7 protein-coding genes and 3 riboswitches are annotated in these 14,258 nt (G+C 41.7%); of the genes, 1 reads left to right on the plus strand and 6 read right to left on the minus strand.

Annotated features, from left to right (window positions below):
- Nucleotides 1–37: 37 nt before the first annotated feature.
- From ABJL82_RS02995 to pgeF, 5 genes are all read right to left on the minus strand, one after another.
- Nucleotides 38–4,081: a cobaltochelatase subunit CobN gene (locus ABJL82_RS02995; protein ID WP_347273227.1), complete on the minus strand. Its 4,044-nt coding sequence runs from the start codon at nt 4,079–4,081 to the stop codon at nt 38–40.
- On the minus strand, nt 4,078–4,464 hold the full coding sequence (locus ABJL82_RS03000; RefSeq protein WP_347273228.1) for a DUF4430 domain-containing protein: 387 nt from the start codon (nt 4,462–4,464) through the stop codon (nt 4,078–4,080). The genes ABJL82_RS02995 and ABJL82_RS03000 overlap by 4 nt, the downstream gene beginning before the upstream one ends.
- A 63-nt stretch (nt 4,465–4,527) precedes the next feature.
- The gene (locus ABJL82_RS03005; RefSeq protein WP_347273229.1) at nt 4,528–6,720 is read right to left on the minus strand and encodes a TonB-dependent receptor; all 2,193 of its coding nucleotides are present in this window, start codon (nt 6,718–6,720) and stop codon (nt 4,528–4,530) included.
- Nucleotides 6,721–6,751: 31 nt separating this feature from the next.
- Nucleotides 6,752–6,971: riboswitch (cobalamin riboswitch) on the minus strand.
- Nucleotides 6,972–7,141: 170 nt separating this feature from the next.
- Entirely contained in the window at nt 7,142–8,362 is a 1,221-nt protein-coding gene (locus ABJL82_RS03010; RefSeq protein ID WP_347273230.1) for a carbohydrate porin, read from the minus strand.
- A gap of 348 nt (nt 8,363–8,710) precedes the next feature.
- Nucleotides 8,711–8,957: riboswitch (cobalamin riboswitch) on the minus strand.
- 200 nt (nt 8,958–9,157) lie between these two features.
- Nucleotides 9,158–9,370, minus strand: a riboswitch (cobalamin riboswitch).
- A 374-nt stretch (nt 9,371–9,744) separates the two neighbouring features.
- Nucleotides 9,745–10,563, minus strand: coding sequence for a peptidoglycan editing factor PgeF (pgeF, locus tag ABJL82_RS03015; RefSeq protein ID WP_347273231.1), 819 nt, complete (start codon nt 10,561–10,563; stop codon nt 9,745–9,747).
- A gap of 754 nt (nt 10,564–11,317) precedes the next feature.
- On the opposite strand from pgeF, the gene ABJL82_RS03020 reads away from it, so the two are divergent.
- A complete protein-coding gene (locus ABJL82_RS03020; RefSeq protein ID WP_347273232.1) occupies nt 11,318–12,892 on the plus strand; it encodes a DEAD/DEAH box helicase in 1,575 nt (524 codons plus the stop codon).
- A gap of 1 nt (nt 12,893) precedes the next feature.
- Here ABJL82_RS03020 and ABJL82_RS03025 read toward each other — a convergent pair whose 3' ends face one another.
- Entirely contained in the window at nt 12,894–14,168 is a 1,275-nt protein-coding gene (locus ABJL82_RS03025; RefSeq protein WP_347273379.1) for a replication-associated recombination protein A, read from the minus strand.
- Nucleotides 14,169–14,258 lie beyond the last annotated feature (90 nt).

Below are 14,258 nucleotides of genomic sequence, written 5' to 3' on the forward strand. Positions count from 1 at the left end.
AGATCGGTCGATAGGGTTCATATTTTTTATCCTTTTGTTAAAACCTTTTCCTTGTCCATCCATAAACGAAAAAACCGATGCCTCCCAACACCACTGCAATACCAACCCAAAGCCTGTTTGATTGATTAAGGATTATTTTGTCTTCGTTCGTTTTTACCTCTGCCATCTCCATCCCTTTAACTATTTCGGTATTTTCAAAAGCATCGTTTTCCAATTTCCATTCATCGGTTTTTTCAATATTTTCTTTCTCCGGTGTTTGTCCGGTATCCTTTTTCTGTTCAATACTTCCAGGGACAGGTTTTGGCATAGACGCAATCCTGTCCATCTCTACCTTTCTTTCGTTTAGTGATTTACCGGTAGCTGTTTTTAAGACTTCTGCATACTGAATCAAGGTATCTGGATTTACAAGGCCTGGGGTATTTAGAATATCCGTTGCGTATTGCTGGAAGGCCGGATTATTGCATGTGTTTTCGCAACATGCCACGCCGTGTTCTATTACTGTTTTTGCATATTCCTTCGCCAGGGTTTGTTTGACTTTTTCCGTCGGCTGCCAGTATCCTTTTCGTATAGTCTCCAGCATTCTGGCCGTAACGGCTTGATACGCATAAGGGTTTTTCTTATTGAAAAATTCCTTTAAATCCATTCCGTATTTATCCTCGACATAGACCTCAAACGTCTCTTCCCAACGGGCGGCATCTATTGTCTCTGGTACGGTGACCTGCCATCCCCACATGTTTTCAACAAATTCAGCCATCTTGTTTGCCCCTTCAAAACCGTCCTTCTTCATTCCTTCAATCCATTCCGGATTCCAATAGCGTGAGCGTAACTCCATACCCATCATCCTGTCGATCGGGGTCATTTCCGGTTTGGCCGGATTCATCATATTTGTAACGACCAATTCAGGTGACTTTCCATCCAGTTCCCTGATTGCAGCGGTAAGTCCTCCTGCGTACATGAAAAAGTCATCATTATCAACAGTTCCGTACAGATTGGTAGAACGGCTGTGAACAACCATCCTGGTTCCGCTTAACACCATTTTGTAGACATCTTCCATCGGTTCTCCCCACAAACCGTTCCCATACCCACAACTCATCCGTTTCAGATATTCATCCGCTACGACAGAATCATCTTCCCAACTTCCACTTGCGCTCACGATTCTTGAAACATTCAAATCATAACGACCAGGGGCTTCATCAAAGATTCTAATAGCCGCGTATTGTTCGGCCTTCTTTTGCGGCAAGCCTTGTTTAATTAATTTATTAGTTAATTCCCCGATATGTTGCCGAACCCAATTATCTTCCTCATCAAGCATCTTTACCATTTGAACGGCCTGGTCGATGTATTGGGTCAACTGCCCAAACATCTCTTCTGCGGCAGAAGAAACGACTATATCAATTCTCGGACGGCCCAGCCTTTCTTTAGGAATGATTTTAATACCTGTCACCTTCCCCCATTCATTCCAGATAGGCTCAACTCCTAACAAATAGAGGATCTGAGATTCCAGTACTCCTTCATGGCGTATCGTTTCCGTACCCCAGATAACAAAGGAAAGTTTTTCGGGGTATTTCCCGTCATTTTTTGCCCGATAATTATCGAGTAGCTCCTGAGTCAATTTAACGCCCACCTGCCAGGCCTCTTTTTTTGGAATTTTATCCGGATTAAAGGCATAAAAGTTTTTCCCGGTTGGTAGTGAACCCGGATTCCTTACAGGGTCATTTCCCGTTCCCGTTGGTATATATTGCCCATTCATTGACTTTATCATATTGGACAATTCCCGTTTCGCGCCTTCCTGAATATTTTTGTCCAGTTCATCGGCAGGAATATCTTTAGCAACTTCTTTTATCGCCTGAATGGTAGACGAACGAAGCAATTTATCAGGCGCATTGCCGAATGTATGCAATCCGTAAGGCATATTAAGCTGCTTCAGTTCCTGAAGATATTCCCCTATCTTATGAATGACTTCATGATCAAACTTATGCTGACCATCGCTATGGGTATCAATATTCAGGCACTCTCCAATTTCTATGTCTTTCTCAAGTCCCAGCTCTTTAATCTTTTTTATGATATTTTTCATGTATTGCCTTGCAAGTGCGGCATCCTGTTCAAGAGACAGGTCGTGGTCACCGATCAGTTCTTCAAGTTCTGCATATTCATGGTAGAGTCCTCCTTTTTTTAGCGGAGGTATCATATGATCTATCACAACCGCAGCGCCCCGCCGTTTAGCTACAAGTCCCTCGCCAACATCATCCACGATGTAAGGATAAATGACCGGCAAATCATGAATCAATGCCTCCGGCGGGTCGTCACCAGAGAGGCCGTTGCTTTTCCCCGGCAACCATTCATGTGTGCCATGCGTGCCAAAATGAATGACCGCGTCAGCGCCAAAGCCATGCTTCAGCCATAAATAGGCGCCCAGATACTGATGGTGTGGCGACAGGTCTTTGCTATGATACATGGCTTCCTTATCTTGCAGCCAGCCTCTTACCGGCTGCGGGAGGATGACAACGTTTCCACGTTGTATTGCAGGAATAACCATATATTTTTTTCTTTGCTTCGGGTCAGTCCACATCATCACATTGGATTCTTCAACCGTTCCCCAATCCTTATTAACGTCTTTTATAAAATTTGCAGGTAAATTCCTCACCCATTTTTGATACTCCTCCAGAGGCAGCAATACACATTTCCTGTTTTTAACTATCTCATCAAGTTCGCCTGTCGCCCAATTTCCCACGTTTCTCCCGAATCTCAGGGAATTTTCAAGGAGTATTTCTTTATCAATCGTTTCATTGCCAACATCATATTTATTTTCCTTCATCATCTTTAAGACATTCTCTATACTGGCAAAGACGTTAAGATAACTTGCGCCGATATGCTGTTTTCCCGGCGGATAGTTCCAGTAGAATATCGCCACCTTTTTATTAGAATTATTTTTTCTTTGTAAATTGATCCATGCTTTTATACGGTCGACAGCCCGATTAATACGCTCAGGTATGGATTTTCGTTGTTCGATAAAAAAGCCCGTTTCATCATCTTTTTCACGAATTCGATATGAAACAACCGTAGGTTGTATAAGTCCGGCAATTTCAGGAATAGCCAACTGCCAGCTTACCTCCAAAGAACTCAAACCTTCAGGATCGTTCTCCCATGTTTTTCCGTCTTTTCCATAAACGGTAATCAGGTTGATTACCGGCACTCCGCATTTCTCTAACGAATCCGTCGCCTTAAAATCTGAAAAACGAAATAAAAAAGAAAGTATACCGGAAACCCTTGAATTCCCTCTGTCATCAACTAATAGTTTTTCAGCGACTGCCCCCTCAGGGTAACCGAACGCTACAAATGCATTAAATCCTTTTTCTTCAAGTTTGCGAATTATGTCATCTTCTACTCCATTTTGGTTTTGTTCGCAAAAAGAGGAGTAAGTCAGAACTGCGATCCATGGCGCATTTTCCTTAAAATAGCCAGACTTTCTATACCAGCCTTCGTATTCCTCAAACGTTTCAAAATACATCTCCTGCGAAATGTGACGGTGGTAGTAACTGTTTTTCAGCCGTTTCATGGGTGACGCCGGTTTAATTTCAGAAATATTGGCATATTTTGCCAGGGAGAATAGTACCATATTCTGAAAATTCTCAATCCCTCCGCAATCAAAATACGAACGAAACCCTTCATCATAAGTAAACCCCAGTTCAATGTACTCCTTATCTAATCCTGCCGATTTGTTAATTGGTAATATACGCGCTCCATTGGAAATAGCCTTCCGGATTACATCATCATCAAAACCCGATTGTGTTGAAGTTGAAATCCGTATACCCATGATGTCAATAACAATGATGTCGGAATCCTCTATCTCATGAGGATCAAAGTTAGTACCCAAATCAGTCTTACTAATGAGTTCAAAATTTACCCGGCTTTTCAAAGATGGATATTTTGTCCAGATGCCTTTTATCGCTTTAACGACCGTAGGAGTCAGGTAGTTTCCAACAAGAAAAGTGTATTTTACCGGCTTGGTTTCTTCTGCGAGAGAAAAAGGAAGATAGAGAACAAACACGGTAAATACGATTATCATCACACATTTTTTCATTGATCACTCCTTCGCGGAGAACAAACATCTTTAGTATATTCCCATCTCATACGATCTCCTTCATTGAGAATGCGTTTATAGGCAAGAGATGTTGCGCGTTTACCATTGATGTCGTAATACCACGCCATATCACCCCTTTGCCCTTCAACACCGTCAATAGAATTAACAAAAATGAACTCGCCAGATTGTTTTGTTTCAATCTTCGCAACAGATTGAAGCGCTTCTAATACAGTAATGCCCTGTTTCCATTTTGTTTCTACTTTACGGCTTTGCGGTAACCCTCCATAATCAATTTCTACCGTTATGCTCTGGTTAGCGCCGAACGTTGCGGGTAAAAGCACAAAAATAACAAACATTCCTAACATTCTTCTTAAGTGTTTCATAGTTGTTGCTCCTCCTTATCTTAATGTCCATTAAACAAACGGTTCTTCTTGCATTTTCGTATTTTAAAACTTGAATTCCACTCCCCCGTACGCTGTAAAACCTAGAGAACCAAAGCCTGTTACCTCTTCGTAATCATAATCAAAAAGGTTTTCGAACCTGACATACGCAGCCATAAACTTTGTGACGTCATAGCGAGTCGCCTGATTGACCGTCCAGTAGTTGTCCATCTTCGTTCCATTGCTGTCTATTCTGTCCCTTACCATTATCCCTGTTACGTTGATATTTAATTTTGCAATGGGATTGGTGTTAATCCCAATCGTTGCTCTGTTTTCAGGTCTGCGTGGCAGTTGCTGTTTTTTTTCTCTGTCCCTGGTTTCTGTATACGTGTACGTTCCGGTAAATGAAAGTATGGTAAATGGTCTATAGGTTAGAATGGTTTCAATGCCCTGTGACTCTGCCCTGGCAGCGTTTTCTGCCAGGTAGCTACCGTCGGGTTGTATTGCAGCGGTAATCAAATTTGTGAAGTCGTTTTCAAAATAGGTAACATCCATGGTTAATTTATCTTTGAGAATCTCTTTCTCAACGCCGAAGTCCCAGCCCTTACTTTCTTCTGGATTAAGGTCGGGATTGCCGAAGAATGGGAAAAATAGTTCGTTTATACTAGGCGCCCGGAAACCCTTTCCCCACGACCCATGAAACCGCGTACTGATTTCCTCGATATTGTAAGACGCGGTTGTTCTGTAGGTAAGGTTGTTCCCAAATGTGCTATAATCGTCATAACGCAGTCCGGCTGTCCAGTTCAATGATTCAAACAATTCTATTTGGTTTTGTAAGAAGACAGCATTATTCCTAAAGGTTTGCTTGTCAAACGTACCCTCGTTTTCACCTTCCAACGCTTCATATTCGTAACCTATGGTCACCGTATCAAAGTCAAGCAGAGAGAAGTCTGATTGATGTTCCACCCTCCAGACTCTTGTAGGAATGAGAAACTCTCCCGACTCGTCAGTAGAATCAAAGCCTTTCAGTTCTGTATCATTGACCGAGACGAGAAACGATGGAGTCCATATACCAAAAAAAGTTTTACTAACCTTTGTAGAGAAGAGAATCTCGTCTGTAGTCTGGCGTCGATCAGGGTCGTCTACCGGACCAGCGATACCAAACGCATCATATTCAAAATCCGAGTGAGACCCCCTTATTGTTGTATCAACCCTCCCGTTATCCAGGAAATTCCATCCCAGCCGTGCAGAACCGGTAAGATTCTTGTAACCGTCCTTCTCACTTCCACTGCTGGCAGCGGATATTCCGAGGGTTTTTAGGTAGGAACCTCCCACTGAATAATCAAAATTCTCCTTTCCTCCTGAAACGTTAACAGTTTCCCTGTAGGTATCGCGCATCCCGTACTCGGTTCCAAGGGTAACTTTGTTATCGCCTGCCCCTTTTTTTGTAATAATATTAACAACACCGCCAATCGCTTCAGAGCCATACAGGGTGCTTTGAGGTCCACGCAGGATTTCTACTCTCTCAATGTTGTCCGTGGAAAGATTTGCAAAATTAAAAACCCCGGATGTGGGACTATTCATCTGAACACCATCAACAAATACGAGGGTATGCGCGGCTGACGCCCCTCTTATGAACAAGCTTGTAGTTCCGCCTATCCCCTGAGTTCTTGTAACTTCAATCCCTGGCGCCTGACGCAAAACATCAAGCAACAGCGGTGCCTTGCTATTCTCAATGTCTTTTTGTGTAATGATTGATAAAGAACTGCCAACATTCTTAGACAACTGTTTCGTCCGTGTCGGTGTTATTACGGTATCTTCCGTATCGTTAACATCTTCGCATTGCCTGTCTTTTCCATCATTTGGCGGTGGGTCTTTCGACGTTTCCGGCGAAGGTATTGTGGTATGGGATAGCGGTATCTTTTTTTCAACCGGAGGCAAAGGGTATACCTCTAGCTCCTCTGGGATATTTTTTACATTGTCCGGTTGTTTTTGAATCGTTTCAATTGATTTGAATTCATCGGCAGGATATGCTTCTTCTATTACTTCGGGTATCTCTTCCTTTCCCAGGATGCGGATAATAAGCTTTTCTTGTGTAGCCTGATTATCCGGCCTTTCCGCCCATTTGGTAAGTATTCTGTCATTTGTTTCCTGTTCTTCTTTTAAAACAGGAATTGATTCCCCTGCTGCCGATACGCCGGGGTATTGATAAAAGGCAAGCGTTAAAATACCTGTTACTATGATTAGCAAATGCTTCACTCGTGTTCTCCTTTTTCCCTCGAAAAAAATAGTATGAGAAGTTGTGCAAGACAGGTCTCCTGGCTTTCGGGTCATCCTACTTTCCGCGCCTTCCCGAAAAGCCGTTCATTAATTTAAACGGCTTTACAGTGGCATTATGCAGATTTCGTCACCAATTACAGTTGCGGGGCAGCTCCCGTTGCTCAGAAATAACGAGATGGGATTCCCTGGCTTCCTGCACATGAATACAGATTATTATTTTTAAGTATTAATACATGAATTCTTCCCCCTTTCTTTGTTATAAGGTAAAAATGCTCATTTGCCAGCCCTCAGTTACAGTCCTCAATCTGCAATCGGCAATCTGCAGTCGGTAATCGACAATTAACAATTGTCAAATTGCCGACTGAGGACTGAGGATTGCCGATTGCCGACTGATAAGGCACTAAAACTCGATTTGTGTTCGTATGCCAAATAAGGTCACAACATCAGTATCCATTAACCCGGCGGGGTTAAAAACGGCCTGAAATAGTGGCGTAATGGCAACGTGCATGTTAAGGACAAAACGGTAGTATATCTCGGTTGCATATTCTTTAATCCCATCATCTGCTTTTGAATAACCAAAGGCAAAAGCAGCGCTGTCTTTTTCACGCATGGGAAAAGGTTGATGCAATTCTGTTCCCGTGCTCCATGCATATTTTATATCGGCGCCGTTTGTCTCATTTATTCCATATCTTGCAAAGGCAAACAGTTTTTGGGTAAGTTGCTGGTCCATGCTTATGCCGATACCTTTTTTGCCATCCCGGTCTCCATTGATTTTAAACCAAAGGCGATAATTGCCTTCTCTTCCAAAAAGGCTATCGGAGTGTAAACCAACCTCTCCTATTCCGTAGAAGCCCTTTCCTATCCCCAGCCCCATATTGTCACTATCTGCACTTTGCAGTCCTAACCGGAAATTCAAGCCGTTTCCCATTTCGTAATAAGATACTGCACCAGGGCCATTATGCGGCACTTCTAATGCAAGATTATTTACAAAGGCGCTGGTTATAAACATGGTTGTCTCATCATTGGCTACGGCATTGCTGTCAAAGTAGTTTGTCAGATCTATCTTTCCTGCCACAAGGCTTACCTGTTGTCCGAACAATTTTGTCTCAAACCACATCTCCCGAATGGATAAGCGATCGGTACCGTTATTGTACCGGAATGCGCCAGCATCATCATTAAGACCGGAAAGACTGTCGGCATGTTCGTCAGGCCCGTTTCCGCCAATTGCCTCTAAATCCAGAAATAATGTTGTGAGATCTGAGGGTTTGTAGAGACAAAATAAATCCAGCGAGCCTTCCGGGAAAAACGCCCGTTTCTCACCACCACTTAAAATCTGCTGAACAATAGCCGTACTACTTAGCCCAATTTGAAATCGTTTTTCTTCAGTGGGATATGTTTCTTCTACAGGTTTTTGTGTTTCTTCCTCTTCGGGGAGGCGGATAACACGCTTTTCCTGTGCGGCTTGATTATCCTGCTTTTTCGGCCAATCGAAAATATCTATCCCGTCTGCTTCTTCTTTTTTTTCTGACGTTGATATCGATTTTATTGCTTCTAATGGTTCGGCATGACCATAAAAAATATGCGCAACAATAATCATTGACATAATTAGCAAACACTTCATTTGTAGTCTTCTTTCCCCATGGAAGCGGGGCTTCCAATGCAATTACGTTCCCAAGCCGGAGCCTGGAAACGAGCGCTTTTAAAGTATCTATTCTTAATAAGGACTTCGGCGATTTTCAACAATGTAGTGGCAAAGCGTGCCTTGCCATTACATGAACAGTTTGAAATCCCTAAACGTTTAATATAGCATTTTAATATTGATATGGTTGGGTGGCGCGGACAAACTCCGCTTGTACGGCGCTACCCTTGTAATGGCGATTAAAACAAAAAAGCCCGTTTCTTCGGATTGGGAAGAGACGGGCTTTTAAAGTACATACGTCACGCTTCACCTCCTTTACGACGAAGAAGTTTTCAGCAAAACATTACAGGCAGGTCTTCTGACTGACGGGTCGTCCTACTTATTGCGCCTTCCCGGAAAACCGTCTCATTGGTATAAACTAATGAAGCGGTTCTCCAGTGGCTTTTGCAACGTTCGTCACCGGATACAGCGGCGGTACCGTTCCCTTTACTCCTCATTTCTGACACAATGAGTTGGAGTTGGGATTCCCTTTTCGTCCCAATGGGTATATTGGAACACCTGTAATGGGTAATTTATTTTTTCATTAAACAATTAACTACATATAAACTCCTTACAAAAAGAATGAATTCCTGATGCTTAAAAACAAAAAAACCCATATCCTCGATACGGAAGATATGGGTTTTCTATTTTTATCGGTACAAGCGGGTTTTGAAAACCTGCCCATACAATACAAGCATTGATATTATATATACCCTTCACCCTCTTTACCATCGAAGACATCGTGAAGCGATTGCAGGCAGGTCTTCTGGCTCCCGGATCATTCTACTAATCACACCTTCCCGGAAAGCTGCGGCTTTCCAGTGGCTTATCATGATGTTCGTCCCCGGTTACAGCGGCGGGTCCGCTCCAATCCTCAACTAAATGAGGCGTGGATTCCCTTTTATTCTTAACAAGCAGCTTGTTAAGAATACCTGCAACCAAAAAATCATTTATAAAAAAGAACTCGTCTTATTTCATTTCGGTGGGATTATACTTTTGAGGGACTACATTGTCAAATTAAATTATGTCGTACTATACTTCCAGCGTTTTACAAATACCATGAATAAGGGGTGCATTCCAGATTTTTTGTAACACATCATTTCAGAGTAGGATGGGTGAAGCGTCAACGCACCCATCAAAATAAATGAAAATGTGATTGATGGGTCTGCTTCGCTTGACCCATCCTACATAAATAATATGCTTTTTACAAAAAAACGGGAATGCGCCCATGAATAAGTCGCCTGAAAAACAAATTAATCACTAATCAAGGTGTGACCCTAATTCCCAGGTCGCTTTTGCAGGTAGGGGGTTTTTTGTGATAAAAATTAACGATTATTGATCATAATTCCCACACCAAATCTTCCTGTTCTCCCATTTTCTTTTCGATAGGAATAAAAAAGAGCATTATTACAGGAAGTGCATATTTTAGCTATTTCTATATTTTTCTCCGGGATACCCATTTTTATAAGCTGTAATTTATTCGTTGTCCATAAATCAAAATACCCTTTGCCATCATGTTTTTCTTGTAAAACTATATCACTTTTCTCTTTTAAATCGTTATTACTCTTAACGATTGTCGCTATATCTACCTGGTAACAACACGGCCCTATTGAAGGGCCAATACCAACAAGGATATCATCCCCCGAACTCCCAAATTTATCTTTCATCAACATCACTGTTTTTTGCGATATCCGATGAACAGTTCCCTTCCATCCCGCATGTACAGCTCCAATTATTTTTTTCCTCACATCAAAAAAAAGAACAGGCACACAATCTGCTACGAGCACCATAAGGCAAATATTTTGAACAGATGTAACCATTGCATCCACCGCAGCTACTGCCGTTTTATAATCATTAGCACCACAACCACGACGGTTCTCAAATATAATCTCGATATTATCCGTATGTATCTGTTGTGATGTAGTAAAATTTTCCAGCGGAATACCCAGTGAATTTGCCAGACGTTTTCGATTTTCTACAACAGTATTTGAATTATCGCCTACGTGAAACCCTAAGTTTAGGGAATTATAAGGTTTATGACTATAACCATCCATCCTGGTAGTTATAAAATGGCGAATTTCGCTATATTCTAATAAATTATGGAAAAAACACGCGGTTATTAAGTCTGTTTTTCTTTCAATCATAAAAAACCAGTTTGAAAATAGTTCAGGGAAAATGATTGCTTCGCCATTGTTTTCCTCTTTTTGGCAAAAACGATACAATGTGTACAAAAGGATTCAGTTTATTTACTTATTATAAACATTATTAATAAATAAGTGAAAAAAAACATTTATCTTATTTATATTATTATACTTAACATAGTATTTAAAAACATAATATTAGCACTAAACCGACATGTTATCAACAATTGTTTTATGGTAAAATACTCTCACAGATTTTCTTTCTGTGGTTTTTCTGCCACCGTTAATAAAAAAAGTCCAAGCCCCTTCCCTTATTTTCTCAGGCGCTTTTTGTAAAATTGTGATCAGATGTATACTTAACACTGGCACACTTAGCCCGTGAGTTTCTGAAACCTTACATTGTATATACTCAAGATGTTCATAAAATGTGAATTTTAAATTGATAATAGGGTGGCACGGACAGGCTTTCTTTCTCACGGGGTAAATCACAAATTGTGCACGTATCGAGTATAGCAACCCCGCGGCTCTCTTACACAAGGAATGGACAAAGGAGGGGTAATAAGATACACAAGGCGGTTTAAAATTTTTGATAAAAAAGCAATGTTTTTTCTATTTGCAGCACCGATACAAAAGGGGAAAACATGTTGCCGAATCAATGCAATTTTTGTATAGTTGACGTCTTTGCAGATAACGTGTATTATTCGCGATAGTTACAAATTTTATACCTATTTAAATAGTGTAAGGATAGAAATAATCTATGGAATCATTTGAAAGTTTAGGACTGTCAGAATCAACACTGAAGGTGTTAAAGGAAAAGGGGTACGAAGAACCTACGCCAATTCAGCAAAAAACCATACCGGCAATACTGAGTGGAACTAAGGATATCGTGGGGCAGGCGCAGACGGGAACAGGCAAAACCGCGGCATTTGGACTTCCCATTCTTGAACTCTTGCAGGAAAAATCAAAAAATGTTCAGGCACTGGTACTCACTCCAACACGAGAATTGGCAATTCAGGTGGCAGAGGAACTCAATTCGCTGAAAGGAAAGAAAAGATTGAGCATTGTTCCCATATACGGAAGGCAATCCATGGAATTACAGCTAAGAAGCCTTAAAAAGGGGATTGATATTGTTGTCGGCACGCCAGGCCGTGTCCTTGATCATCTGAAACGGGGCACATTAAAAATAGGCAAAATATCGTTTCTTGTCCTTGATGAAGCGGATGAAATGCTGAATATGGGCTTTATTGATGACGTCAGAGAAATCATTGAAAACACAGGACATGAAAAAAGGACTTTGTTGTTTTCTGCGACTATGCCCTTTGAAATAATGCAAATAGCCAAAAATTATATGCGAGACTTTGACGTGCAGAAAGTCAACGCCGGACAGCTTACCGTAAGCCGGACAGATCAGATTTATTTTGAGGTATTTGCGGCGGACAAATTTGAAGCGCTTTGCAGGATAATAGATATCGAGAAGGAATTTTACGGACTTGTTTTCTGCCGGACAAAAATTGATGTTGACGCCGTTGCCAGCCATCTGATTGAACGCGGTTACGATGCGGACGCATTGCACGGTGATATATCTCAAAGCCTGAGAGAAAAGATTCTTGCCAAATTTAAAAAACGCCAGATCAACATACTTATCGCAACTGATGTGGCGGCGCGGGGATTAGACATTCACAACCTTTCCCATGTAATAAATTACTCCCTTCCGCAGGACCCTGAATCATATGTCCACAGGATTGGGCGCACCGGACGCGCGGGGAAAGGGGGAATTGCTATAACATTTATAACCCCGGAAGAATACAGGAAACTGCAATTTATACAAAAAGCTGCAAAGACGGACATTCGCAAGGAAAAACTTCCAAAGATAGAAGATATTATACAGGCAAAAAAACTTAAAATTAAAGACCATATTAATGAAATAGTGGATTTAAACGCCCATAATTGCTACATTGAAATGGCAAAAGAATTGACCGAACATAAAAACCCCGAAGATATCATATCTGCATTACTGCAGTATTCCTTTCCAGATGAACTTAATGAAAAACGCTATGTTGAAATAGAAGAGGCAGTAGTTGACAAGAAAGGGAAAACAAGGCTCTTTGTAACACAGGGGAAACAGGAAGGATTAACACACAAAAAATTAGTGACGTATATCAAGGATATATCAAATATCGCGAGTGAAAAAATACGGGACGTGCAGATTCTTGATAAGTATTCTTTTGTAACACTCCCTTTTCGCGAAGCGGAAATATTATTAACGAGTTTTAAAAGAAGAAAAAAGGGATCCGGATTGTTTATCACCAAAGCGAAAAAAATGCGGACATAGACTATTTATCCTCCTGACCTTTTCGCTTACCCTTATAAAAGGAAAGTCGTTTCCTGATTTCTGCATCAAATCCATTTTGCGTCGGATGGTAATATTCCTTACCATCCAATTCTTTTGGCAGATACGACTGTTCAACATATCCACCGAAGCTGTGTGGATATTTATAATCCTTGCCGTATCCCATCTCCTTCATAAGAGTGGTAGGCGCATTTCTTACATGCATTGGTGCAGGCAGTGCCCCTCTTTCTCTTACATCTTTTATCGCCGCTAAATATGCCATATACGACGCATTACTTTTCGGCGCACAGGCAAGATAGGTGACCCCCTGCGCAAGCGGTATCCATCCTTCAGGCATACCTACAAAATGAAACGCATCTTTCACCGATACGGCTAATTGAAGGGCGGCCGGGTCGGCATTGCCGATATCTTCCGCTGCAAATATGACCATTCTCCGCACAATAAAGAGAGGGTCCTCACCCGCCTCCAGCATACGCGCCAACCAATAGAGTGCGGCGTCGGGGTCGCTTCCCCTCATTGACTTTATGAAAGCGGAAATCACGTTGTAATGCTCTTCTCCCCCCTTGTCATAGAGTAATGCCTTTCGCTGCATTGCCTCCCTGGCAATTTCCATGGTGACAATGCGAATGTCTTTTTTGTTTGGACGCGCAAGCATAACGGCAGTTTCCAGGGTATTCAGAGCCGCCCTTGCCTCACCATGCGAAAACTCCGCTATAAAATCAATGACGTCTTGCGGTATTTCTATCTTCTGGCCGCCCAAACCATGTTCCTTATCCGACAAGGCCTTTAACAAAATAGCAATGATATGGCTCTTTCTGAGCGGTTCTAAAACAAGTACCTTACATCGTGACAAGAGAGGTGAATTGACCTCAAAGGAGGGGTTTTCCGTTGTTGCACCTATTAAAGTAATAGTACCATCCTCCACATGATGTAAAAAAGAATCCTGCTGGGCTTTGTTAAACCGATGAATTTCATCAACAAAAAGAACCGTCCTTTTGCCATGGAATTTAAGCTGTTCCTTTGCCTCCTCAATAACCGCCCGTATTTCTTTTACACCGGAGAGTACCGCTGAAAATGTTATAAAATGTGCGTTCATCGCATTTGCAATAATCAAGGCAAGCGTTGTTTTCCCAACACCCGGAGGACCCCAAAAGATTAATGAAACAAGTTCTTTATTTTCGATAAAACTTCTCAGCATCTTGCCCTCCCCCACGAGGTGTTCCTGTCCCACAAATTCACTGAGATTTCGCGGCCTCATCCTGTCTGCCAGGGGTGATTTTTTTGCATCATCACGGACTGTATCAAATAAACTTCTTTGCGCCTTTTTTGTAATCAACGCCTCATTCCT

Origin of the sequence: Candidatus Kuenenia sp. (genome assembly GCF_039794105.1) — a bacterium.
Classification (GTDB): Bacteria; Planctomycetota; Brocadiia; order Brocadiales; family Brocadiaceae; genus Kuenenia.